This is a genomic window from Agromyces protaetiae (genome assembly GCF_004135405.1).
GTDB lineage: Bacteria > Actinomycetota > Actinomycetes > Actinomycetales > Microbacteriaceae > Agromyces > Agromyces protaetiae.
Genome location: NZ_CP035491.1, coordinates 643048 through 666118 on the forward strand (window position 1 = coordinate 643048; position 23071 = coordinate 666118).

The 23071-nt window shown below is 72.1% G+C and carries 18 protein-coding genes and 5 pseudogenes; 7 read left to right on the forward strand and 16 right to left on the reverse strand.

Annotated elements, in window-relative coordinates; all coding sequences use genetic code 11:
- Positions 1 to 7: 7 nt before the first annotated feature.
- Positions 8 to 1467, reverse strand: a pseudogene (locus ET445_RS18415) (LssY C-terminal domain-containing protein); the annotation flags it as partial.
- 110 nt (positions 1468 to 1577) lie between these two features.
- Here ET445_RS18415 and ET445_RS02945 point away from each other — a divergent pair.
- The 6 genes and pseudogenes from ET445_RS02945 (at position 1578) to ET445_RS02970 (ending at position 7183) form a co-directional block, all read left to right on the forward strand.
- Positions 1578 to 2777: a cysteine desulfurase-like protein gene (locus ET445_RS02945; protein ID WP_129188689.1), complete on the forward strand. Its 1200-nt coding sequence runs from the start codon at positions 1578 to 1580 to the stop codon at positions 2775 to 2777.
- Positions 2774 to 3573, forward strand: a pseudogene (locus ET445_RS02950) (isocitrate lyase/PEP mutase family protein). Before ET445_RS02945 ends, ET445_RS02950 begins: the two are co-directional and overlap by 4 nt.
- Before the next feature lie 152 nt (positions 3574 to 3725).
- On the forward strand, positions 3726 to 4667 hold the full coding sequence (locus tag ET445_RS02955) for an ABC transporter ATP-binding protein (RefSeq protein WP_129188692.1): 942 nt from the start codon (positions 3726 to 3728) through the stop codon (positions 4665 to 4667).
- Position 4668: 1 nt separating this feature from the next.
- A complete protein-coding gene (locus ET445_RS02960; protein ID WP_129188694.1) occupies positions 4669 to 5496 on the forward strand; it encodes an ABC transporter permease in 828 nt (275 codons plus the stop codon).
- Positions 5496 to 6773 (forward strand): winged helix DNA-binding domain-containing protein, encoded by a 1278-nt coding sequence (locus ET445_RS02965; protein WP_129188696.1) that lies wholly within the window; start codon positions 5496 to 5498, stop codon positions 6771 to 6773. The genes ET445_RS02960 and ET445_RS02965 overlap by 1 nt, the downstream gene beginning before the upstream one ends.
- Positions 6774 to 6799: 26 nt before the next feature.
- The gene (locus tag ET445_RS02970) at positions 6800 to 7183 is read left to right on the forward strand and encodes a DUF1304 domain-containing protein (protein WP_129188698.1); all 384 of its coding nucleotides are present in this window, start codon (positions 6800 to 6802) and stop codon (positions 7181 to 7183) included.
- A gap of 67 nt (positions 7184 to 7250) precedes the next feature.
- Here the strand turns inward: ET445_RS02970 and ET445_RS02975 are convergent, their stop codons facing one another.
- The 15 genes and pseudogenes from ET445_RS02975 to hemE all read right to left on the reverse strand — a co-directional run bounded on the left by ET445_RS02975 (position 7251) and on the right by hemE (position 20391).
- Positions 7251 to 8753 carry a hypothetical protein gene (locus ET445_RS02975; RefSeq protein ID WP_129188699.1) on the reverse strand — a complete coding sequence of 501 codons (1503 nt, stop codon included), beginning with the start codon at positions 8751 to 8753 and terminating at the stop codon, positions 7251 to 7253.
- Entirely contained in the window at positions 8753 to 9190 is a 438-nt protein-coding gene (locus ET445_RS02980) for a hypothetical protein (RefSeq protein WP_208008511.1), read from the reverse strand. The genes ET445_RS02975 and ET445_RS02980 overlap by 1 nt, the downstream gene beginning before the upstream one ends.
- A gap of 297 nt (positions 9191 to 9487) precedes the next feature.
- Positions 9488 to 10810, reverse strand: a complete 1323-nt coding sequence (hemL, locus tag ET445_RS02985; protein WP_129188701.1) for a glutamate-1-semialdehyde 2,1-aminomutase — start codon at positions 10808 to 10810, stop codon at positions 9488 to 9490.
- Positions 10807 to 11805, reverse strand: a complete 999-nt coding sequence (gene hemB / locus ET445_RS02990; RefSeq protein ID WP_129188703.1) for a porphobilinogen synthase — start codon at positions 11803 to 11805, stop codon at positions 10807 to 10809. The genes hemL and hemB overlap by 4 nt, the downstream gene beginning before the upstream one ends.
- An 81-nt stretch (positions 11806 to 11886) precedes the next feature.
- Positions 11887 to 12684 carry a uroporphyrinogen-III synthase gene (locus tag ET445_RS02995; RefSeq protein ID WP_129192379.1) on the reverse strand — a complete coding sequence of 266 codons (798 nt, stop codon included), beginning with the start codon at positions 12682 to 12684 and terminating at the stop codon, positions 11887 to 11889.
- Positions 12593 to 13650 (reverse strand): annotated as a pseudogene (hemC, locus tag ET445_RS03000) (hydroxymethylbilane synthase). The gene ET445_RS02995 and the pseudogene hemC overlap by 92 nt, the downstream one beginning before the upstream one ends.
- Positions 13647 to 14705, reverse strand: coding sequence for a ferrochelatase (locus tag ET445_RS03005; RefSeq protein ID WP_129188705.1), 1059 nt, complete (start codon positions 14703 to 14705; stop codon positions 13647 to 13649). Before ET445_RS03005 ends, hemC begins: the two are co-directional and overlap by 4 nt.
- Positions 14705 to 15442, reverse strand: a complete 738-nt coding sequence (gene hemQ / locus ET445_RS03010; protein WP_129188707.1) for a hydrogen peroxide-dependent heme synthase — start codon at positions 15440 to 15442, stop codon at positions 14705 to 14707. The genes ET445_RS03005 and hemQ overlap by 1 nt, the downstream gene beginning before the upstream one ends.
- A gap of 217 nt (positions 15443 to 15659) precedes the next feature.
- Positions 15660 to 16319: a GntR family transcriptional regulator gene (locus ET445_RS03015; protein WP_129188710.1), complete on the reverse strand. Its 660-nt coding sequence runs from the start codon at positions 16317 to 16319 to the stop codon at positions 15660 to 15662.
- Positions 16320 to 16327: 8 nt separating this feature from the next.
- Positions 16328 to 16633: a DUF3618 domain-containing protein gene (locus ET445_RS03020; protein WP_129188712.1), complete on the reverse strand. Its 306-nt coding sequence runs from the start codon at positions 16631 to 16633 to the stop codon at positions 16328 to 16330.
- Positions 16617 to 17024, reverse strand: coding sequence for a phage holin family protein (locus ET445_RS03025; protein WP_129188714.1), 408 nt, complete (start codon positions 17022 to 17024; stop codon positions 16617 to 16619). Before ET445_RS03025 ends, ET445_RS03020 begins: the two co-directional genes overlap by 17 nt.
- 23 nt (positions 17025 to 17047) lie before the next feature.
- Complete coding sequence (locus tag ET445_RS03030) at positions 17048 to 17455, reverse strand: YtxH domain-containing protein (RefSeq protein ID WP_208008512.1); 408 nt, start codon at positions 17453 to 17455, stop codon at positions 17048 to 17050.
- Positions 17456 to 17595: 140 nt separating this feature from the next.
- Positions 17596 to 19047, reverse strand: a complete 1452-nt coding sequence (locus ET445_RS03035; RefSeq protein WP_243695303.1) for a protoporphyrinogen/coproporphyrinogen oxidase — start codon at positions 19045 to 19047, stop codon at positions 17596 to 17598.
- Positions 19002 to 19211, reverse strand: a pseudogene (locus tag ET445_RS17785) (FAD-dependent oxidoreductase); the annotation flags it as partial. The pseudogene ET445_RS17785 and the gene ET445_RS03035, both read right to left, overlap by 46 nt.
- Positions 19208 to 20391: pseudogene (gene hemE, locus ET445_RS03045) on the reverse strand (uroporphyrinogen decarboxylase). The pseudogenes ET445_RS17785 and hemE, both read right to left, overlap by 4 nt.
- A 221-nt stretch (positions 20392 to 20612) precedes the next feature.
- On the opposite strand from hemE, the gene ET445_RS03050 reads away from it, so the two are divergent.
- On the forward strand, positions 20613 to 23015 hold the full coding sequence (locus ET445_RS03050; RefSeq protein WP_129188720.1) for an Ig-like domain-containing protein: 2403 nt from the start codon (positions 20613 to 20615) through the stop codon (positions 23013 to 23015).
- The last annotated feature ends 56 nt before the right edge of the window (positions 23016 to 23071 follow it).

The following is a 23071-nucleotide window of genomic DNA, read 5'->3' on the forward strand; positions in this document are numbered from 1 at the left end:
GCCTCGGTCAGCCTACGACTCGCTCGCGCTCGGGAGTAGAGGCTCCGGATGTCTCGCGCGGCCGCCGCGCATAGGCCCGCGCCGCACGGCTCGAGAGGGCCAGGAGCACGAGGATGTCGAGGGCGAGCGTGAGGAGGGTCGTACGGATCGTGATGTCCTCGTCGCCCGCGAAGTAGTCCGCCGCGGCGATCGAGATGCTCGCGATCGCGACGATCATGACAGTGATGCGCGCCCAGTTGCTGCCGCGGTACACGAGCCACGCGAACACCAGCTCGGCGGCGAGCACGGCGATGCCGACGCCCACCACGACCGATCGGGCGACGTGCGAGACCTCGACGAGTTCGCCCGTGAGGGTGAGGCCCACCTCGCGGAGCACGTGGTCCCAGTCGAGGGTGAGGGCGAGGAGCCACACGACGCCGAGGAGCACCCGGATGACGATGAGCGCGGCGCCGAGCGCCGTGGGAGCCGGCCGCTTCATCCTGGCGGGCACCCGGTCGCGCTCGGCGAGCGCCGCGAGCGACTCGAACGCGGGGCGCTTGCCGCCCGTGTCGGCCCAGCCGTCGTCGGTGGACGTCTCGCTGAGGTACGCGTGCGCCGCGCCCGACGCGAACGTGTGGGCGCGGTCGTCGGTCGCGGTCGCGTCGAGCGCGGGCTCGTCGGGCAGGCCGCGCCCCGAGGCATCCGGCCGCCCCGAGGCGTCAACCGAATGCCTCGATGCATCCGACCACGACAGCGGCCGCACGTCGACGACCGGGAGGTCGCCGTCGGTGCGGATCGTGTCGCCGCCGCCGTTGCGCGAGTGATACCCCGATGAGAAGTCCTTCAGCAGCTCGACCGTGACGTCGGGCTCGGCCGCCGTGACCGACTGGACGATGTGGTCGCGCTCGACGTCGGTGTCGGCGTCGATCTTGTGCGTGATCTGCAGCGTGAACATCGAGAAGCCCACGGCGCGGTCGAACGTGCCCGCGGCGAGCCAGTCCACCCGGTGCCCGCCGGGCAGGAGCCACCCGTCGGGCGTCCGCCAGAACCGCACATGGTGGCGCTTGGCGGGGTTGCCCGCGACCTCCTGCTGATACGCGAAGTCCTGCTTGCGTCCGAACAGGAACAGCGGGCTGACGGGAGCCTCGTCGTAGCTCTTGCGCGTGATCGTCGACATCACGATGCGCCAGCTCGTCGCGAGGTCGACGTCGTCGGCACGCGTCCACTTCGCGGCGGCCATCGCGCGGTGGATGCCCTGCTCGGCCCGAGGAACGCGAGGTTGACGGGGTCGCCGAGCAGGCCGTCGCTCGTGCGCGCGCGCCCGATGAAGTAGTCGGGGACGTAGATCGTCGTGAGGATGCGGTGGAAGCGCGGCAGCACGAGGTAGGCGAGGACGAGCCAGAACGCGATGAAGAAGAGAATCCCGAACCACCCGAAGCCGAACGACTCCGACAGGATGAGCCACGCGAGCCAGACCGCCGCCACCCCGCGTACACGAAGACGGCGCCGTCGAGGATCGCGTTCACCGAGAACCGGCGGTCGGCCATGTTCGCATGCTAGCCGCCGCGCGTCTGCCTGCCGGGTCTAGGCTCATCGCCATGTCGTACGACGTCGCGCGCATCCGGCTCGATTTCCCGTCGCTGCGCTCGGGGTGGGCGCACTTCGACGGACCGGGCGGCACGCAGACGCCTGGCTCGGTCGCGGCGGCGATCGGGGCGACGCTCATCGGGCCGCTCTCGAATCGCGGCACGTCGAGCGACTCCGAACGCAACGCCGAGACGGCCGTAGAGGGGTTCCGCCTCGCGATGGCCGACCTCGTCGCCGGCGACCCGCGCGGCATCGTGCACGGGCGGAGCGCGACCCAACTCATCTACGACTTCTCCCGGCACCTGTCGAAGCAGTGGAAGCCCGGCGACGAGGTGCTCGTCACGCGGCTCGACCACGACTCGAACGTGCGGCCGTGGATCCAGGCGGCCGAGCACGTCGGCGCCGTCGCCCGGTTCGTCGACTTCGACCCCGCGACGGGCGAGCTCGACCCCGCTGCGTTCGCCGCGGCCCTCACCGACCGCACCAGGCTCGTCGCCGTCACGGCGGCGTCGAACCTCATCGGCACGATGCCCGACGTCCGCGCCATCGCCGATCTCGCGCACGCCGCCGGCGCCCTCGTGTTCGTCGACGGCGTGCACTTCACGGCGCACGAGCTGCCCGACGTGCAGGCGCTCGGCGCCGACTTCTTCGTGTGCTCGCCGTACAAGTTCCTGGGTCCGCACTGCGGAGTGCTCGCGGCATCCCCCGCGCTCCTCGAGACGGTCCGCCCCGACAAGCTGCTGCCCGCGACCGACGTCGTGCCCGAGCGGTTCGAGTTCGGCACGCTGCCGTACGAGACGCTCGCGGGGGTGACTGCGGCGGTCGACCACCTCGCCGGGCTGGCCGAAGCGACCGGCTCACGTCGTGAGCGATTGGATGCCTCGTACCGCGCCCTGCACGACCACGAAGCGGCGCTCCGCGCCCGCATCGACGACGCGCTCGCGCGCCTGCCCGAGGTCACCGTGCACTCGCGCGCGGCCCGCCGCACGCCGACGATCCTGATGACGTTCGCGGGGCGCGAGGCGGCGGATGTCTCCGCAGCCCTCGCCACGCAGAAGATCCTCGCGCCGTCGCACAACTTCTACGCGCTCGAGGCGTCCCGGCACCTCGGCCTCGGCGAGGCGGGCGGCCTGCGCGTCGGCCTCGCGCCCTACACCGACGATTCCGACGTCGAGCGACTGATCGAAGCCCTCGAAGGAGCACTGGCATGACCGACCCCGCCCCCACCGCGGACCCCGCGGCCACCGCCGCCCGCGGCGCCGAGCTCATCCGCCTGCACACAGCCCCGAACTCCTGCAGGTCGTGAACGTGTGGGACGTCGTGAGCGCGAAGGTCGTCGCGGCCGTGCCCGGGGCGCGGGCGCTCGCGACCGCGGGCCACTCGATCGCCGCGAGCTTCGGCTACGCCGACGGGCAGATCCCACGCGAGCTCATGATCGACATGGTGGGCCGCATCGCCGCGGCCGTCGAGGTTCCCGTGAGCGCCGACCTCGACGACGGCTACGGCGACGCGGGCGAGACCGTGCGTCGCGCGATCGGCGTCGGCATCGTCGGCGCGAACGTCGAAGACCGCATGAAGCCGCTCGACGAGTCGGTTGCGACCGTGCGGGCGATCGTCGCCGCGGCCGCCGCCGAGGGCGTGCCGTTCGCGCTCAACGCCCGCACCGACGCGTTCCTCGGACGCGACGAGCGCACCGAGGCCGACCGCACCGCGCAGGCGATCGAGCGCGGCCGCGCGTACCTCGCCGAGGGCGCGACGACCGTGTTCGTGCCGGGCAACTTCGGCGAGGAGGTCGTCGCCGCCCTCGTCGACGGGCTCGGTCCGCAGAAGCTCAGCGTCATCGGCTTCCCCGCTCTTCCAGTGCCCGCGCGCCTTCAGGAACTCGGCGTCGCGCGCGTCTCCTACGGGCCGCTCACCCAGCGCGTCGCCCTCGCGGCGTTGGAGGACCTCGCGACCGACCTGCTCGCGGGCGGCGTGCCGCCACGAGGCATCCGGCCCCTGAACTGAAGGATCCCCCGTCTCATCTGCCGAATCCCCCGCGCGACGGATGCCTCCCGCCGACCTCTCTCGCTAGTGTGACGAGTGGCGGCACGGCGCCGCCTGGGTCGTCGGGGCGCGACCCGATGCGGCAGCGAACCGCCCCCGATCGAGGAGCAGGCATGGCGAGCGGCATCCCCATCGAAGTATCCGGGCTCACGAAGCGCTTCGGCCAGGTCACGGCCGTCGACGATCTGAGCTTCCGCGTCGAACCCGGCCGGGTGACGGGGTTCCTCGGGCCGAACGGCGCAGGCAAGACCACGACGCTCCGCGTGCTCCTCGGGCTCGAACGCGCGAGCGCGGGCACGGCGACGTTCGGCGGCACGCCGTACACGCGGCTCGAGAAGCCCGTCGCGACGGTGGGGGCCGCGCTCGACGCGAGCTTCCACCCGGGCCGCACGGCGCGCAACCACCTCGCGGTGTACGCGACGGCGACCGGCATCCCGAAGCAGCGCGTCGGCGAAGTGCTCGACATCGTGGGCCTCGCCGACTACGCCGACCGGCGTGCGGGCGGCTACTCCCTCGGCATGCGACAGCGCCTCGCGCTCGCGTACACGCTCCTCGGCGACCCGGGCGTGCTCGTGCTCGACGAGCCCATCAACGGGCTCGACCCCGAGGGCATCAAGTGGATCCGCGTGTTCCTGCAGTCGCTCGCGAAAGAGGGCCGCACGGTGCTCGTGAGCTCGCACCTCCTGAGCGAGGTGCAGCAGTCGGTCGACGACGTCGTCATCATCTCGCGCGGCAAGCTCGTGAAGTCGGGGCCGCTGTCGAGCCTCGAGATCGAGGCGAGCCCGAGCACCGTCGTCGACTCGCCCGACCGCGATCGCCTGCGGGCGGCGCTCGACCAGGCGGGTCTCGCGTACTCCGAGGGGCGCAACGGGTTCATCGTCGACGAGCCCGACCCCGGTCGCGTCGGCCACGCGGCGTTCACGGGCGGCGTCGAGCTCAACAGCCTGCACCGCCTGAAGTCGGGCCTCGAAGAGTCGTTCCTGACGCTTGTGGGCGATATCGGGCCCGACGGCCCCGACGGGCATCCCGTCTACCCGACCGGCGAGGAGGCCTGACATGCGCGCACTCGCCTCGGAGTTCCAGAAGGTCTTCACCACCCGCATGTGGTGGGTGCTCCTCATCGTGCTCGCCGCGTACGTCGCGTTCATGTCGGGCGGCCTGGGCGCGTTCTTCGGCTGGGTGACGGCGAACCCCGAGCAGGCCGCCGCCGCAGGCGGGGGCGGCGGCACGGGCCTCCCGCCCGGACTCGACCTCGCGCCGCTCCTGTACAGCTTCGCGTCGTCGGTCGGGTATGTGTTCCCGGTGCTCCTCGGCGCACTCGCGGTCACGAGCGAGTTCCGGCACAAGACGCTCACGCCGACGTTCCTCGCGACGCCGAACCGCGGCGCCGTGCTGAGCGCGAAGCTCGTCTCGCAGCTCGTGTTCGGCGCGCTCTTCGGGGTCGTCGGCTTCGCCGTCTCGGTCGGCGCGGGCGCGGGCGTCCTCGCCGCGTGGGGCCTCGACACCGGGCTCGACTCGACCGACACGTGGGCGCTCATCGGGCGCGGCGTGCTCGCCCTCGCCCTGTGGGGCGCGATCGGCGTCGGCCTCGGCTCGGTCGTGCCGAACCAGGTCGCGGCGATCGTCATCGTCATCGCGTTCACGCAGTTCCTCGAGCCGATCCTGCGGTTCGTGTCGTCGCTGTCGGACATCACGGCGCAGATCGGCAAGTTCCTGCCGGGCGCCGCGAGTGACGCACTCGTCGGTGCGTCGTTCTACAGCGTCGCCGGGATGGGCGCGACGACGTCGCTCGAGTGGTGGCAGGGCGGCCTCGTGCTGGCAGGCTATGCCGTCATCCTCACGATCATCGGCGGCCTCACGACGTGGCGGGGAGACGTCTCGTAGTGGAGTTCGACGAGCTCCGCTCCCGGCGGCTGTTCGCGCACGGGTTGCGCGGTCCGGTCACGGCGGGCGGTGCGGATGTCTCGAAGAAGGCGGATGTCGCGGTGTCGGATGTCGCGGTGTCGGATGTCTCGGGGCCGGATGCCCCGGGTCGGGTGCCCTCGGGTCCGGCCTCCTCGCCCGCCGAGCTCGTCCGCCGCGCCGTCGCGGTGCAATCGCAGGAGTACCTGCCCGCCCAGTGGGGCCTCGCGCAGCGCCTGCCGATCGAGCAGCGCCCAGATGCGACATCCGTCAACTCCGCACTCGACCGCGGCGAGATCCTGCGCACGCACGTGCTGCGACCGACCTGGCACTTCCTCCACCCCGCCGATGCCCGATGGGTGATCGGCCTCTCGGCGGAGCGCGTGCACCGGCAGAACGGCGGGATGTACCGGCGCGGCGGCATCGAAGGCGATCTCGCCGTACGGGGCCTCGACGTGATCGCCACGACGGTCGCCGAACGCCACTCGACCCGCCCCGAGCTGCACGCAGCGCTCGAGGCATCCGGCATCGCCCTTTCGGGCCTCGAACTCGGACTCCTCGTCATGTACGCCGAGCTCGAACGGGTGATCGTCTCGGGCGCCTCGGCGGGCAAACAGCGCACCTACGCGCCGTTCGACGAGCGCGTGCCCGCCGCACCCGAGCGCGACCGTGGCGACGCTCTCGCCGAACTCGCCGAGCGGTTCCTGCTCACCCGTTCCCCCGCGACGCCGCGCGACTTCGCGACCTGGTCGGGCTTCACCGTCGGCGACGCGCGACAGGCTTTCGCCGATGCGCGCGACCGCTCGGGCGGGCGCATCGAACCGCTCCGGGCATCGCCCGGGAACGGCGCCGACGCCGACGCGTTGTGGCACGACGCATCCGTCTCCGCCGAGTGGACCACCCGGCGAACCGACGCCGACGCCGGAACGACAGGTGCCGGAGGAGGCCGCGTCGACCTCCTGCAGGCGTACGACGAATACATCATGGGCTACGGCGCTCCGCGCGCGTTCCTGCAATCGCCGCTGCACGCGAGGAACCCGATCGTCAGCGAGTTCCCGCTGCATGCGCTCATGATCGACGGCGCCATGGCCGGGCGCTGGGCGCACACCGTGCAGGCCAGACGCGCGAGCGTGCGCATCGTGCCGTGGCGCCGGTTCACCGCCGCCGAAGCGCGCTCGCGCGACGCCGCGATCGCCGAGGTCGCGCGGTTCCTCGGCGTGCCCGTGACGGTCGAAATCGAGCGGGTCTCACGAGCGTAGCCACCCGCGGGCATAGCATCGGCCACATGCTGGCACTCATCGCGTCGATCTTCGTGGCCCTCGCCGCGCTCCTGCACGGCTACATCTTCGTCATGGAGAGCGTGTGGTGGACGCGCCCCTCGATCTGGAAGCGGTTCGGCGTCGCCGACCAGGCGGCGGCCGACACGACCAAGCCCATGGCCTACAACCAGGGCTTCTACAACCTGTTCCTCGGTATCGGTGCGATCGTCGGACTCGTGCTGTTCTGGGCCGGCGCGGTCGACGTCGGCAAGGCGCTCGTGCTCTTCACGACGGCGTGCATGGCCCTCGCCGCGGGCGTACTGACGACGACGGGCCCCGGCTACCTGAAGCCCGCGCTCGTCCAGGGCACGCTGCCGCTCATCGGCTTCGTGCTGTTCCTGTTCGCGTAGCGCGCTGCGATCCGCGCCGCGCGCCGACGCCGCGCGCCCGCGCCGCGACCGGTGTCGCTTCGCCCGCTCAGGCGCGCCTCGCTGCGGCGACGAGCGCGATCCGGTCGCCCGCGGCCGCCCACGCGCCGCGCGCCTCGACGACCGGCACCCCGGCCGCTCGCGCGGCGCGACGAGCGGCGTCGAACACGGCCGCGGTGCGCTCGGGGCCGAGCCCGTCGAGCAGCGGCAGCGCGAACTCGCCGATCTGCGCGCCCTCGGGTCGAGTCCGGCCGCGCCACAGATTGCCGAGGTCGACCCCGTCGAGCACGCGGGCGTCGCGCACGGCGAAGCCGAGTTGCGCCCCGGCGCCGTTGGCCCGCCCGATCGCCCGGAACACCGCACGGGCGCCACCTCGTACGTCGCGCGAAGGGTCTTCGGTCGTGTCGACGTAGACGAACTCGCTCCACGGCACCTCTCGCGATGCGGAGACCGAGACGCCCGTGTCCGTCACGACGAGAGAGGGGGCGACCGCCGCGCCCTTCTCGATCGTTCGCAGACTGCGGATCCGCAACGTGATCGAGTTGCTCGCGAAGATCCCCGTGGCGCCGACCAGGATCGGCCAGATCCAGAGGCCAGGCACCGCGAGGGCGAGCCACACGAGCGCCCCGACGAGGACGAGCGCCGCCCCCAGCACGACGAGCCGCGTCATCGACAACCGCCGCTTCAGCCCGCGCACGTACTCGACCTGCACACTGCCGACGACCTGGAACCGCCCGAGCGGCGGCGCGGGAACAGCCGCTCGCGCGAGCGCCGCCTTCGCGCCCTCGGTCATCTCGGGGGTGAGCGCCTCGGTCAGCGCCGCCTGCTCGGCGGGCTCGAGGATCGCAAGTCGCGCCTGCGTGAACCCCCAGATGCCGCCGGGCTCGAGCAGGCGCACCCCGTGGAGCTCCGCCGCGTCGCGCAGCGCGCCGACGAGTCGATCGGTCGCTTCGCGGTCGTCGCGGACGGCGTCGACGATGACGCTCAGATCGCCCGTGCGCACCGCGGCTCGACGCGATCCGTACCGGGAGACCTTGCGCGCGATCACCGCGGGCATCGGCGGTCGTCGCAGCGATTCCGCGTCGCGCACGCCGACCCAGACGACGACGCCGCCGGCGCCCGTCTGCTGCGCGAGCCCGCCCACGCTGCGCCACCGCGCGGTGCGGAGGCGGCGGTCGTTGGCGGCGCGCACGTCTTGCACGGCGAGGTATTGGATGTCCCGCCACGCGACCTCGCCCGACCCTGCGGCCGAGAGGCCCGTGTCGGAGATCGCGAGCACGTACCCGGCATCGCCGAGCGCCCGCGCGTAGCGGCCGCGCTCGAACATGAGATGGACGCCATAGGCCCACACGACCGTGAACCCGCCGACGAGCGCCGCGGTGAACCAGGTGCCGAACCCCGTGATGACGAGCGCCGCGAATCCGACCGCGCCGATCGCAGCGCCGACCGCGAACGCCACACCGACGAGCGTCGCCACGAGCGAGCGCCGGTCGACCAACACCCGGTCGACGGGGAACTCGATGCGGCCGTGCAGCGGCGTCGCCGCCGCCATCAGTTCTCGTCGGCGGAGTCGGCTGCGTCGGCGGAGTCGGCTGCGTCGGCGCCCTCGGTCGAGATCGACTCGGTGACGGCATCGGGCGTCGGCGCGACCTTCAGACGATCGACGAGTTCGGCGGCGTGCGCCGTCGACAGGATGAGCCGGTTGAACTCGCCGCCCGCGAGCTCGAGCACGACGGCCTGCCGCTTGCCCTTGACGACGACGAAGTCGTGGCCGCCGTGCGTCTTCCACGTACCGACGGCGAGGACCAGGGGCACCTCGGTGCCGCGGCGGCGGATGCCGCGGATCCAGATCCACGGGTCGTCGGTGATCGTCGCCGAACGGATGTCATCGCGCTGGATGACGACATCGGCGCCGCGCAGCGCGAGCGACTTCTCGGTCGGGGTGAGTTGCACCTCGATCCGATCCGCATGCACGCGAAGCTTCGCCATGGCATCCATCTTGCCCGACACCGCCCGTGCGCGACGCCCCGTGACCGAACGGTGACCCGGGAGACGTCGCCGGGTCCGTTGCCCGAGTCATCCGAGCCACCCGACTCCCCCGAGGCACCCGCCTCCCCCGCACCCGCCTCCCCCGAGGTACCCGCCCGCCCTCGCAATTCAGGAAGAACCAGGCGACACGCCGCCGCAGTCGCAGCAACACGCCGATGGGCGGTCGGTTCGTCCTGAATTGCCGAGCGCGAGAGGACGCGGCGGGTGCCAAGGCACCTGCCGAGTCGGGCGGATGCCTCAGGCGGGCGCCGCCGCAGCCGCCGCCTTCGCGGCCGCCGGGAGCGCGTCGACGATGCGCGCGATCGCCGCGTCGTCGTGGGCGGCGGTCACGAACCACGCCTCGAAGACGCTCGGCGGGAGCGACACCCCCGCGTCGAGCATGGCGTGGAAGAACGGCGCGTACCGCCAGGACTCCTGCGCCTTCGCCCCGTCGTAGTCGACCACAGGGGCCTCGGTGAACATGAAGCTGAAGAGGTTGCCGGCGCGCTGGACGACGTGCGCGACGCCCTCGGCGGCGAGCGCGTCGGTGACGGCGGATGCCACGAGCCCGGCGTTGCGGTCGAGCGCGGCGTACACCGAGGCATCCGCCGCGTTCAACGTTGCGATGCCCGCGGCGACCGCGACCGGATTGCCCGACAGCGTGCCGGCCTGGTAGACGGGGCCGAGCGGCGCGAGCCGCTGCATGATCTCGAGCCGACCGCCGACGGCCGCGACGGGCATGCCGCCGCCGATGACCTTGCCGAACGTCTGCAGGTCAGGCGTGTAGGACGTGTCGGCGTCGGTGCCTGCCGAAGCCTGTTCGAGACCCCACCACCCGGCCTCGGAGACGCGGAAGCCCGTCAGCACCTCGTCGGAGATGACGAGTGCGCCGTGGTCGCGCGCGATCCGCACGAGCGCCTGGTTGAAGCCTGGCAGCGGCGGCACGACGCCCATGTTGGCCGCGGCGGCCTCGACGATGACGGCCGCGATGCGATCGCCGTGCTCGGCGAACACCACCTCGACCGCGTCGAGGTCGTTGTAGGGGATCACGAGCGTGAGCGCCGCGATCTCGGCCGGCACGCCCGCCGACCCCGGTAGAGCGAAGGTCGCAAGGCCCGAGCCCGCCTCGGCGAGCAGCCCGTCGGAGTGGCCGTGGTAGTGGCCGGCGAACTTCACCAGCAGGTCGCGGCCCGTGAATCCGCGGGCGAGACGGATGGCGGTCATCGTCGCCTCGGTGCCCGTCGACACGAGCCGGAGCTGCTCGACCGGCCCGACGCGCTGCTCGACGAGTTCGGCGAGCTCGGTCTCGGCGGGAGTCGACGCGCCGAACGAGAGACCGCGGCTCGCGGCATCCTGCACCGCCTCGATGACGCGAGGGTCTGCATGACCGAGGATCGCCGGGCCCCACCCCGCGATGAGGTCGACGTACTCGCGACCCTCGGCGTCGGTCACGTACGGGCCCTTCGCGCTCACGAGGAAGCGCGGCGTGCCGCCGACCGACCCGAACGCCCGCACAGGCGAGTTCACGCCGCCCGGGATCGCGTGCTGGGCGCGGAGGAAGAGTTCGTCGTTCGTGGTCATGCCGCCTCCCCCGCCCGGATCCACTTCGCGAGCTCGGTCGCCCAGTACGTGAGCACGGCGTCGGCGCCCGCGCGCTTGATGCTCCGCACCGACTCGATCACCGCACGCTTGCGGTCGATCCAGCCGTGCGCGGCGGCGGCCTCGATCATCGAGTACTCGCCCGAGACCTGGTAGGCCCAGACGGGCACTTCGGACGCCGCGGAGACATCCGCCAGGACGTCGAGGTAGGAGCCCGCGGGCTTCACCATGACGACGTCGGCGCCCTCCTCGATGTCGATGATCGCCTCGCGCAGCCCCTCGCGGCGGTTGCCGGGGTCGAGCTGGTACGTGCGGCGGTCGCCCTGCAGCTGCGACTCGACGGCGTCGCGGAACGGGCCGTAGTAGGCCGACGCGTACTTCGCCGAGTAGGCGAGGATCGCCGTGTTCAGGAAGCCCGCGTCGTCGAGCGCTTCGCGCACGGCGGCCACCTGGCCGTCCATCATGCCGCTGAGGCCCAGCAGCTCGGAGCCCGCCGCGGCCTGCGCGAGCGCCATGTCGCGATACCGCTCGAGCGTCGCGTCGTTGTCGACGCGGCCGAGCGCGTCGAGCACGCCGCAGTGCCCGTGGTCGGTGAACTCGTCGAGGCACAGGTCGGTCTGCACGACGAGCGCGCCGCCCGCTGCCTCGACCGCGACGCGCGTCGCGACGTTGAGGATGCCGTCTGGGTCGGTCGCGCCCGACCCGATCGCGTCGCGCACCTCGGGCACGCCGAAGAGCATGACGCCGCCGACGCCCGCCTCGGCGGCCTCGGCGATCGCGCCCTTCAGGCTGTCGAGCGAGTGCTGCACGACGCCCGGCATCGACGAGATCGGCAGCGGGCCGCCGGCCCCCTCGCGCACGAAGACCGGCAGCACGAGGTCGGCGGGGTCGAGCCGCGTCTCGGAGACGAGGCGACGAAGAGCCGGGGTCTCACGGAGTCGGCGGGGGCGGGTCGGACGGAAGGGCGAATCGCTCACCCGGCAAGCCTACGCGCCGGTCTCCGAACGGTTGCTGCGAGCGGATGTCTCGGGGCCGGTGCCGAGGCGGCCGCTGCGCGCCTACGCGCTCGCGAGCGCCGCGTTCACGACCGCGTCGATGAGCGACTCGGCGGTGCGCTCGTCGGCGACGACATCGACCCGGAGGCCGACGGCCGCAGCATCCTTCTGCGTCTGCGGGCCGATCGCGGCGACGAGCGTCGACTCGGGGATCGGTCCGAGCTGCTGCTGCACCTGCTCGGCGACGCTGCCCGAGGTCACGAGCACGGCCTGCACGCGCCCGGCCCGCACATCGTCGACGACCTTCTGCGCGGCGGGGACGCCGACGGTGCGATAGGCGACGACGGCCTCGACGTGGTGGCCCGCCTCGGCGAGGCCGATCGAGAGCACCTGCTTGGCGATCGCCGATCGCAACGCGAGCACGCGAAGCCCCCGCGCACCCTCGGTCGCGGCCTCCCACTCCTCGAGGAGGCCTTTGGCCGAATTGTCTTCGCTCGGCACGATGTCGGCCTTGTAGCCTGCGGCGACGAGCGCCGCAGCCGTGGTCTCGCCGACGGCGGCGACCTTCGTGGTCGCGGGGATGACGGCGTTGTAGGTCGAGAGCACGTCGACCGTCGTCGCGCTCGTGACGGTGACCCAGTCGAACTGGCCCTCGGCGAGCTTCGTGAGCGCGGCCTCGAGGGCGGGCTGGTCGTCGGTCGGTGCGAAGTTGATCATCGGCGCGATGACCGGCGATGCGCCGCGCGCGCGGAGCGAAGCCGCCACGCTGTCACCCCAGGGGCCGCCGCGCGGCACGAGGACGCGCCATCCGGTCAGGGGCTTGCCGTCGGCGAAATCTGGCAGGTTGATCGCGCCCGTCATGGGTTCGGATTCGGTCACCGGGTCTCCTCGGGGGTGCAAGGTCAGCGGCGCCGTTGCCGAGGAGTTCTGCGACGACGCGGGCTGCGACGTCACGCGCCGCGTCGGCCAGGTCGTCGGCCGAGCGGCTCTCGGGGGTTGCGGCGTGCGAGCTCGACAGCCTCCGTGTTCCATCGGCACTGTACACCGTCGCCGAGAGGAACAGGAGTTCGTCCTCGATGAACGCGGTCGCACCGACCGGTGCCGCGCACCCGGCTTCGAGTCCGGCGAGCACGAGCCGTTCGGCGAGCACGGTGGCGCGCGTCGTGCGGTGGTCGACGGCGTCGAGCGCGCGCTGAAGCGGCCCGCGGCCGGCTTCGTCGCGCACCTCGAGCGCGAGCGCGCCCTGCCCGGGAGCGGTCGGCCAGTCGGCGAGGTCGAGGAGGTCGGTCACCGCGTCGGAGCGGCCGAGTCGGCCGAGACCGGATGCCGCGAGGAGCACGGCGTCGAGCTCGCCCGCCGCGACCTTGCCGAGCCGCGTGTCGACGTTGCCGCGCAGATCGACGGCGACGACGTCGGGGCGCGCAGCGCCGAGCTGGGCGATGCGGCGGGGCGACCCCGTGCCGACCTTCGCCCCTCGGGAAGCGTCTCGAGCGTGAGGCCGTCACGCGCGCAGAGCGCGTCGCGCGGGTCGGCGCGCTTGGGCACGGCGCCGAGGCGCAGGCCGGGAAGGTCTGCCGTCGGGAGGTCTTTGAGCGAGTGCACGATGACGTCGCAGTCGCCCGCGAGGAGCGACTCGCGGAGGGCCGCGGCGAACACGCCCGTGCCGCCGATCTCGGAGAGGGATGCCCGTGAGGTGTCACCCTGGGTCGTCACGGTGACGAACTCGATCTCGGCATCGGCCGCCTTGGCGAGCCGTTCGGCGATCTGACGCGTCTGCGCGAGCGCGAGGGCGCTTCCGCGCGTTCCGACCCGGATGACCGTGCTCATCGCGCGTCGGCCTCCGCGGACGCCACGACCTCGCCCGCGCGCACGCGAGCGTGGTCGGGCCACGGGCCGAGCGCGGTGAGGTGCGGACGCTCGTCGGCGGGGACGTCGTTCACGCGCTCGAGCACGAGGTCGACGAGCCCCGACACGTAGGCGGGGTGCACGCCCGGCGTCGGCACGCGGCGCACCTTGATGCCGTGCTCGCCCGCGGTCTCGACGGCCTCGTTGTCGAGGTCCCACATGACCTCCATGTGGTCGCTCACGAAGCCGAACGGCACGATGACGACGGCGTCGGTGAGTCCGCCCGCGGCGAGGTCGGCGATCACGTCGTTGATGTCGGGCTCGAGCCAGGGGGTGCGCGGATCGCCCGAGCGCGACTGGTAGACGAGCGACCACGGCGAAGCCGGGGCGGCGGTCTCGTTGATGACGGATGCCACGGCCAGGTGCTGCGCGACGTACGCGCCGCCCTCGCCGAACTCGGGGCCCGAGGCCTGCGCGGCCGTGTTCGGGATCGAGTGGGTGACGTAGAGGATGTGCGTGCGCTCGGGCGCGACGCCCTCGGCACGCAGCGACGCCGAGGCATCCGTCACGCCCTCGACGAAGGGCGTCACGAAGCCGGGGTGATCGAAGTACTCGCGCACGCGGTCGATCGCGACCGACGTGCCGGCGGTCGCCTTCTCGAAGTCCTCGCGGTACTGGCCGACACCCGAGTACGACGTGTACGCGCTCGTCACGAGGCCGAGGAGCTCGGTGTGGCCGTTCTGCTCGGCCTCCCGCACGACGTCGCCGAAGTACGGCGCCCAGTTGCGGTTTCCCCAGTAGACGGGCAGGTCGATGCCGCGCTTCGCGAGCTCGGCCTCGAGTGCCGCCTTGAGCTGACGGTTCTGCTCGTTGATGGGGCTCACGCCGCCGAAGTGGCGGTAGTGGTGGGCGACCTCTTCAAGGCGCTCGTCGGGGATGCCCCGACCGGCGGTCACATTCCGCAGGAACGGGATGACATCGTCTTGCCCCTCGGGGCCGCCGAACGACGACAGCAGGATCGCGTCGTAGTGCGCCATTACTGCAGAACCTCCACGATTTCGGCGGTCGCGATGCGGCGACCGGTGAAGAACGGAACCTCTTCGCGCACGTGCAGGCGCGCGTCGGTCGCGCGAAGCTCGCGCATCATGTCGACGAGGTCGGTGAGCTCGTCGGCTTCGAGCGGCAGCAGCCACTCGTAGTCGCCCAGGGCGAAGGCCGAGACGGTGTTCGCGAGCACGCCGCGGAACGCGGCGCCCTTGCGGCCGTGCTCGGCGAGCATGCGGGCACGCTCGGCCGGGTCGAGGATGTACCAGTCGTACGACCGGTTGAACGGGTAGACGGTGAGCCAGTCCTTCGGCTCGATGCCGCGCAGGAAGCCCGGGATGTGACGCTTGTTGAACTCGGCGTCGCGGTGCACGCCCATCGCGTTCCACGTCGGCAGGAGCGCGCGGAACAGGCGCGCCCGCCGCAGCTCGCGGAGCGCCCACTGCAGCCCCTCGGCCGTCGGGCCGTGGAGCCAGATCATGACGTCGGCGTCGGCGCGCAGCCCCGACACGTCGTAGAAGCCGCGCACGACGACGCCTTCGTTCTCGACGACGTGCACGGTGTCGTCGAGTTCGGCGACGAACCGGGGCACGTCGTGACCGTCGAGGTCGTCGGGTCGGGCCGGGTCGCGGCGGAGCACGGCGAAGAGGGTGAAACCCTCGGGCGTGCGCTCGTCGTCGGATTCGTTCGCAGGCGCAGCGGCTGCCGCTTCGGCAGCGGGGGAAGACATGCCCCCAGTCTCCCCTTCCCCCTGTGAACTGGCAAAACGGCGTGAGGATGCCTCGAAGTCGAGGTTTCTCACCCGGACGCCCCCGCCCCTGCCCCTGCCCCTGCCCCTGCCCCTGCGGGATTGTCGGACATTCGCCTGATTGTCGGACGAGTTCAGCCGTTCGCGTCCGACAAACACCCCGATGTCCGACAAACTGCTGGCGCCCTGAGGGAGCGCGTCACTCGCCGACGAGGAGCGCGAGCGAGTGCAGCAGGTGCTCGCGCACGGCGTCAGGCCCGCGCCGCTGCACGTCGTCGAGCAGCTCCCGGTGCTCGTCGGCGAGCTCGCCGAGGCTGTAGTGCGGCCGCACGTGCAGCAGGAAGAGCAGCAGTTCGCTGCCGAGCGCGGCGTGCGCTTCGACGATTCGAGGGCTCGCGGATGCCTCGACGAGCGCCCGGTGGAACTCGGCGTGCGCGAGCTCCGCGGCGAGCCACGAGTCATCCGCCTCGGTGTCTGCCGACGAAGGCGCCGCGAGCGCGTCGAGCCGCGAGAGCGCGGCGCGGGCCGGCGCGAGGACCGGGGCGGGCCACACCGGGCCATACCGCTCGCGCGCGATGCGCACGGCCTCGACCTCGAGCGCCGCCCGCAACTGCTGCAGCGCGATCACGCGGTCGCGGTCGAACGCCGCGACCCGGACGCCCCGGTACGGCTCCTCCTCGGCGAGCCGTTCTGCCACGAGCCGGCGGAACGCCGCCCGCACCGTGTGCCGCGACACGCCGAACCGCGCGGCGGTCTGCTCCTCGCGGAGCGGCGTGCCTGCGGCGAGCACGCCGCCGAGGATCTCGGCCCGCACCGCGTCGGCGACACGACCGACCGCCGTAGGGTCAGCGGGAGACATCCGGAGCGTTACGGCTTCGTCGCGTTGCGCACGACGAGCCAGACGATCCCGCCGATCGCGAGCGCGACGGCGACGCCCGCGGCGATCGCCGTGCCGGGCTGCTCGTCGTAGAACGAGCGCGCCGTCGCCTTGGCGCGGTCGACGCGCTTGCCGACCTGCTTGGGCACATTGAGCTTGTCTTCGAGGGCGTTGAGGGTCGCCGCGAACTCGGCGCGGGCCTGCTGCGACGCCGCACGGGCCTGCACGCGGGTGAGGTTGCGCTCGCGCGTCTTGCGGTCGCGGTTCGACTCGGGTCGGTCAGTACCGGCGGTCATAGTCACCCGTTCCCTTGAGCGCGTCGAGGTCGGACTTGAGGCTCTCGATCGATTCGAGCGGCTCGGCGCCGCGCTTGAAGTTGAGCAGGCCGATGCCGACGAGGCCCGCCATGACGAGGAGGATCGCTCCCGCGACGACGAGTGCCGCCGCCCACGCGGGCATGACGAGCGCGAGTGCGAAGATCGCGGCCGCCAGCAGGCAGAAGAACAGGAACGGCAGCAGCACGAGCACGGCGACGAAGAACCCCGAGCCGATGCCGAAGTGCTTCGCCTTGTAGCCGAGTTCGGCTTTCGCCTGGTCGACCTCGGCTCGCACGAGATTCGACACCGTGTCGGGCAGTTGGCCGATCAGGGTGAACAGCGAGCGTTCGTCTTCGCGTTCTGCGGACATCGCTTCGCCTCCGTTCGGAATGCTCAGGAGTCGGACGACTTCGCGGCGTCGGATGCCGCGTCGGCGGTCTTGTCGATGACCTCGTCGAGTTTCTCGGCGGCGGCGTCGACGGCGCTCTTCGCGGCGTTCGCGCCCTTCGCGACGGTGTCGCGGGCGGACTTCGCGACGTTCGAGACATCCTTGCCGGACGCCCCCGACGCCTTCGTCGCGTTGCCGATGAACGACTTGGCGGCGTCGAGCGCCTTGTCGCCCAGGTCGCCGACGCGTGCCTTCGCGAAGTCTTTGACCTGATCGACCCCCTGCTGCACGACCGGCTGGTTCCAGACGCTCTTGGCGGCGCGCTCGATCTGGTTGTACCGCTCGCGGCCCGCGCGCGTGCCGAGCACGTACCCGACCCCGAGCCCGACGACGAAGAGGATCTTGCCCTTCATGTGCACCCCAATCCCGGCCGCGGACGCCCCCTGCCGGTCGCGGGCGACGGGCGCGACGACTTCCAGCGTAGACCCCGCACGGTGTCGCGCAAGGGTCGGGCGGAAGAATATGCCGTTTCGGTTATGCGCTCACGGCGGCGTCAGCCCTCGGTGCGCTCCGCGACCGCGAGATGGCGGATGCGCGCAGCCGCGGCGCGGGCGTGCGGCACGACCGACGCGAGGCCTGTGCCGGACAGCCACGACCCCGTCGCCTCGAGGCCCGGCACGGCGGCGAGCGTCTCCTCGAGCTGCTCGACGCGCTCGCGCTGACCGAGGGCCGCGTGCGAGAGGGCGTCGCGCCAGGCGGTGCGGCCGAGCTCGATGAGGTTGCTCCGGTCGAGGCGGAGGCCCGTGAGCTTCGACAGATCGGCGAGGGCGAGGTCGGCGACGGCGTCGTCGTCGAGGCCGTCGAGCGGGTTCGGGGCGCCCGCGCGCCCGTAGGAGAGGCGCACGACGTGCCGCGGAGCGGCGGTCTCGGCGAGCCACGCCCACTTCGCCGAGGAATGGGTGAACGCTTTCGCGCCCACGCCGGTCGTGTCGGCCGCGACGAGGAGGCCCGTACCGCGCGGCGCGCCGTCGAGGTCGGGCGCTTCGAGCACGAGGGTCACGATCTCGACCGAGGCGGGCTCGGGCCAGTCGCCCGCGTCGACCCAGCCGTCGACGGCTTCGCGCAGGAGCGGGCGCGACGAGCGAGCCGGGGTCGCGACGATCGCGAAGCGCGCGTCGACCACGAGGTCGGTCGGCTCGGCCGCAGCGGGCTCGGTCGCGGCATCCGGAACGCTGTGATCTTCGGATGTCTCGGGCGCCGCGATCCGCGCGACCGCACGCCAGCGCGGCGCGCCGGGATCACCCGCTGCCGCGAGCGAGGTCACCTCGGCAGCGGTGACGACGGACACCTCGAAGCGCGCGAGTTCCGTGAGCAGCGCATCGACGACGCGGTGCATGCCGCCGCGGACGCCGAGCACGGCGCTGCCGGCCTTGCGCGCCTCGACGAGTTCGCCGACGCCGCCCGAGAGCGACCCTTGGCGGGTCATCGCCTCGTTGAGGCCGGGGGCGACGACGTCGACGTCGAGATCCATGGGGTCGGCCGAGTATACGCCCGACGAGATGGGGGTGACGAGCCGGTCGAGCACCTGCTTGCCCATGCGCGAACGCACGAGCTTGCCGAGGCTGTGCGCGCGGCCGATGCGCAGGATGGGCTTCAGCCGGTCGGTGTACGCGCGGAGCGCGCCGCGCCAGCCGATGATCGCCCGCACGTCCTCGCCGAGCGGGTTCGCGGGGATGCCGAGCACGCCCGTCTTCGGCAGCGGCGCCGACTTCACGCCGCCCTTGCCGTCGGGCATCGCGAGCCAAGCGCCCGCCGGGTTCGGCGTGACGATGTCGTCGCCTGAGACTCCGATGGACTCGAGGAGTTCGGCGACGGTGCCGCCGCGCGTCGCGAACGACTCGGCGCCCGTGTCGAGCGAGAGGCCTGCGAGTTCGATGCGGCCGACGCATCCCCCGGCTGCTCGGCCCGTTCGAGGACCGTGACCGACAGGCCGATCTTCGCGCACTCGAGCGCCGCGACGAGACCGGCGACGCCGCCGCCGATGACGACGACATCGGCAGATCCGTTGGGGTCGGGGCGCTTGCGAATTGCTGCGCTTTCAGCAGCAATTCGCAAGCGCGCCGGGTCGGATGACTCGGGGTCGACGCTCGGGGTCGATGCTTCGCTCACGCGCCCGCCTCGTGCACGAGCTCGACGACGCGCGTGAGCACGGTCGGGTCGGTCTCGGGGGGCACGCCGTGGCCGAGGTTGAAGACGTGGGCGGGCGCGGCCTTCCCGCGTGCGAGCACGTCGCGGACGGCCGCTTCGAGCACGGGCCATGGCGCCGCGAGGAGGGCCGGGTCGAGGTTGCCCTGGAGCGGCACCCCCGCGCCGACGCGCTCGGCGGCGACGTCGAGCGGCACGCGGTAGTCGACGCCCACGGTGTCGGCGCCGACACCGCGCATGGCGCCGAGGAGCTCGCCCGTGCCGACGCCGAAGTGCACGACGGGGACACCGCGCGAGACGGTTCCCCCGAGGCGTCCGTCGTCTCAAAGGTCAGATCGTGCACGAACGAGAGGGCGCGCGCCGACGCGGGCGCGACATGCTGTTCGTAGTCGGCGAGCGACAGGGCGCCCGCCCACGAGTCGAAGAGCTGCGCGGCGGATGCTCCCGCGAGCACCTGTGTGCGGAGGAAGCGGCCCGTGAGCTCGGCCGTCCAGTGCATGAGGTCGCGCCACGCCCCGGGGTCGGCGTGCATGAGCGTGCGGGCAGCCAGGTGGTCTTTCGATGGACCGCCCTCGGCGAGGTACGCCGCGAGCGTGAAGGGCGCGCCCGCGAAACCGATCAAGGGGGTTGCGGTGCCTTCGGGGTTCGAACCGCCGGTCGGCGCGATCGTCGCGAGTTCGGCGATCGTGCGCTCGACGGCCTCGGTGATCGGCGCGGCAGCGCCGTCGAGGGCCGCGGGATCGGTCTTCGTCAGCTCGGCGACTGCCGAGGCATCCGCGTACGCCCGCCCGAACACCGGCCCCCGACCCGGCTGGATCTCGACATCGACGCCCACGAGCTTCAACGGCACCACGATGTCGCTGAAGAAGATGCCCGCGTCGACCCTGTGCCGACGCACGGGCTGCAGCGTGATCTCGGCCGCCATCGCGGGGTCGAGGCACGCGTCGAGCATGCGCGTGCCGACCCGCAGGTCGCGGTACTCGGGCAGCGACCGCCCCGCCTGCCGCATGAACCACACGGGCGTCGTGTCGGCGCGTTCGCCGCGGTACGCGCGGACGAGGCGGGAGTCGGACGTCAGGCCGGCGGTGAGCGGATGGCTCGGGGGAGGTTCACCCGTCCATTCTTCCGTACTCGCCTGCGGCATGCTCCAGCTCCCTCGACGCCGAGCTTCCGCCGGACACAGCCCGCTCCGAGGCATCGCGAAACATTTCGATGCGTTTGCATGTCACTCGAAGTGGGGCATTGCCACCGTTTCACCCGTGACGGAGAGTTGACTCCGCGCCGTGGATTGCGTGCTCAACGCACCCCTGCGCCGACCCGAACCGTCGCACCCGAGCGACCGCCCTGAAAGGCCCGAACCCACCCATGCCCAAGATCACCCGTCCGGCGTGCCTCGCGGCCGCGGCGTTCACCGTCCCGATCCTCTTCCTCGGCACCGCGTCCCCCGCCTTCGCGAGCACCGGTAACGCCCCGACCGTGTCGTCCCCCATCGTCGCGGGCTCGGTGCTGCGCGGGGCCAAGGTCTTCCAGGTCCCCGTCACGGACGTCGATCACGACGTCTCGTACACCTACATCGAGCTCAACCGCGGCACCGGCAAGGTCTGGGTCACCGACAACACCAAGTCCCCGAACTCGTGGAACTCGGGCTACGCCCCGCAACTCGCCGTCGACCTCTCGCAGTACCCCGACGGCGTCTACGGCCTCAAGTTCGGCGCGACCGACAAGACCGGCCTGTCGAGCGGCTCGCAGTACATCCCGTTCACGATCGACAACACCGCACCGAGCGTCGTCATCACGGCACCGGCGACGGGAGCGGTCGTCCGCGGCATCCTCGACGTCCACGTCGCCCTGAGCGACGCGAACCTCAGGAGCTACAACCTGCGCATCGACGGCTCGGGAGTCTTCTACGCCTACCAGGCGCAGAACGGCGACCAGGCCGTGCAGACCATCAACACGGCGAAGCTCGCCGACGGCGAGCACACGCTCCTCGCCACCGCGACCGACGCCGCCGGCAACAAGACCGAGACGAAGCTCAAGTTCGTCGTCGACAACACCGCTCCCGGCGTCACGATCGTCACTCCGACCAACGGCACGCCGCTCGCGCGCAAGGTCGACATCAACGTCGACCTCCAGGACGCGAACCTCAAGAGCTACAACCTGCGCCTCGACAGCGACGGACTCGCCTACGCCTTCCAGGCGCAGAACGGCGCACAGCCCGTCTTCACGTGGGACACCACGACCGTCGCCGACGGCCCCCACACGATCCTCGCGACCGCGACCGACGCCGCCGGCAACAAGACCGAGACGAAACTCAAGGTCATCGTCGACAACACCCGCCCCGAGCTCACGGCCGGCTCGCCCGCGCCGTTCAAGAGCAGCAGCGAGGCGCAGGTCGTCCTCCACGCCGAAGACGCCAACGGCCTCACGGGCGCGACCGTCAACGTGTACCGCGACGGCGTGCTCGTGAAGCCCCTCGGCTCGAAGCAGGCGGGCGGCGCGACCGTCTTCGACGGCACCTGGACGATCCCCGCGAACTCGCTCACCGAAGGCGAGTACACCTTCAAGGCCGGCATCACCGACACGGCCGGCAACAACCGCACCGTCCAGGGCGCGTTCGTCGTCGACGACACCCGCCCCGAGCTCACGGCGATCTCGCCCGCGCCGTTCAAGAGCAGCGTCGGCGCAAGCGTCTCGGTCACGGCCCACGACGACCACGGCCTCACGGGCGCCGTCGTGAACGTCTACCGCGACGGCGTGCTCGTGACCTCGCTCGGCCAGCAGTCGGCCGGCGGCGCGAACGACTTCGCCTCCGCCTGGACGATCCCCGCGAACTCGCTCACCGAGGGCTCCTACACGTACAAGGCCGGCATCACGGATGTCGCGGGCAACAACCGCACCGTCCAAGGCGCCTTCGACGTCGACAACACGCGCCCCGTGATCACCGTCTCCTCGCCCGAGGACGGCGCGCAGTTCACGGCCGACGCGCTCCCCGTGGTGCACGTCACCGCGACCGACGCGCACGCGCTCGGCTCGGTCGTCGTGAACCTCTACCGCGACGGCGTCCTGCTGAAGTCCCTCGGCTCGAAGCCCTCGACGGACAACGCGTTCGACGGCGAATGGACGCTTCCGACCGACCTCGCGCCCGGGAGCTACTCGATCCGCACGGGCGTCAACGACGTCGCGGGCAACAACCAGACCGTGACGCGCAGCTTCACGGTCGTCGCGCCCCCCGTCGAAGAGGCGCTTCCGCCGGTCGACGAGAGCGACGCGACCGACGGCGACGAGACGGGAACGGGCGATAAGGGCTCGAAGGGCTCCGTCGGCGAGGGCGAGTCGAACACGCCCGACGACCAGGGCACGCCTGCCGGCGAAAGCGACTCCGAGGAGCCGGTCGAGAACGGCGACGGCCAGCAGGGCGACCAGCAGGTCGGCTCGGGCGACCAGGGCGACGACGAAGGCGCCGGCCAGCAGGGCGGCCGGCCGGATGGCTCGGGGCAGGGCGAAGGCGACAAGAACGCGCTCAAGGGCGACGACGGCTCGGATGACTCGATCACCCCGCTCGCAGTGATTTCGGACGGCGCCGGCGAGCCGACCGTCTCGTCGGCGTCGGCGTCGGCGACCGAGGTCGAAGCCCTCGCCGCACCCGCTGCCCTCGCCTCGACGGGTGTCGACGCAGCGCCCCTCGCCTGGTCGGCCGGTGCGGTCGCGCTCCTCGGCGGCGCGTTCGCGGTGTTCTTCGGACGCCGTCGCGAGCGTCGCGAGCACTGAGTCCGGCCTGCTTCCGAGCAGGAGCGACACGAAGGGGTTCGGCCGATCGGCCGGGC

What these genes read in the sequence shown, in the direction of transcription:
- ET445_RS02945 (WP_129188689.1), top strand. Translation starts at nt 1,578, where the DNA reads ATGTCGTACGACGTCGCGCGCATCCGGCTCGATTTCCCGTCGCTGCGC.
- ET445_RS02955 (WP_129188692.1), top strand. Translation starts at nt 3,726, where the DNA reads ATGGCGAGCGGCATCCCCATCGAAGTATCCGGGCTCACGAAGCGCTTC.
- ET445_RS02960 (WP_129188694.1), top strand. Translation starts at nt 4,669, where the DNA reads ATGCGCGCACTCGCCTCGGAGTTCCAGAAGGTCTTCACCACCCGCATG.
- ET445_RS02970 (WP_129188698.1), top strand. Translation starts at nt 6,800, where the DNA reads ATGCTGGCACTCATCGCGTCGATCTTCGTGGCCCTCGCCGCGCTCCTG.
- ET445_RS02975 (WP_129188699.1), bottom strand. Translation starts at nt 8,753, where the DNA reads ATGGCGGCGGCGACGCCGCTGCACGGCCGCATCGAGTTCCCCGTCGAC.
- ET445_RS02980 (WP_208008511.1), bottom strand. Translation starts at nt 9,190, where the DNA reads ATGGCGAAGCTTCGCGTGCATGCGGATCGGATCGAGGTGCAACTCACC.
- hemL (WP_129188701.1), bottom strand. Translation starts at nt 10,810, where the DNA reads ATGACCACGAACGACGAACTCTTCCTCCGCGCCCAGCACGCGATCCCG.
- ET445_RS02995 (WP_129192379.1), bottom strand. Translation starts at nt 12,684, where the DNA reads ATGACGGGCGCGATCAACCTGCCAGATTTCGCCGACGGCAAGCCCCTG.
- ET445_RS03005 (WP_129188705.1), bottom strand. Translation starts at nt 14,705, where the DNA reads ATGGCGCACTACGACGCGATCCTGCTGTCGTCGTTCGGCGGCCCCGAG.
- hemQ (WP_129188707.1), bottom strand. Translation starts at nt 15,442, where the DNA reads ATGTCTTCCCCCGCTGCCGAAGCGGCAGCCGCTGCGCCTGCGAACGAA.
- ET445_RS03015 (WP_129188710.1), bottom strand. Translation starts at nt 16,319, where the DNA reads ATGTCTCCCGCTGACCCTACGGCGGTCGGTCGTGTCGCCGACGCGGTG.
- ET445_RS03020 (WP_129188712.1), bottom strand. Translation starts at nt 16,633, where the DNA reads ATGACCGCCGGTACTGACCGACCCGAGTCGAACCGCGACCGCAAGACG.
- ET445_RS03025 (WP_129188714.1), bottom strand. Translation starts at nt 17,024, where the DNA reads ATGTCCGCAGAACGCGAAGACGAACGCTCGCTGTTCACCCTGATCGGC.
- ET445_RS03030 (WP_208008512.1), bottom strand. Translation starts at nt 17,455, where the DNA reads ATGAAGGGCAAGATCCTCTTCGTCGTCGGGCTCGGGGTCGGGTACGTG.
- ET445_RS03050 (WP_129188720.1), top strand. Translation starts at nt 20,613, where the DNA reads ATGCCCAAGATCACCCGTCCGGCGTGCCTCGCGGCCGCGGCGTTCACC.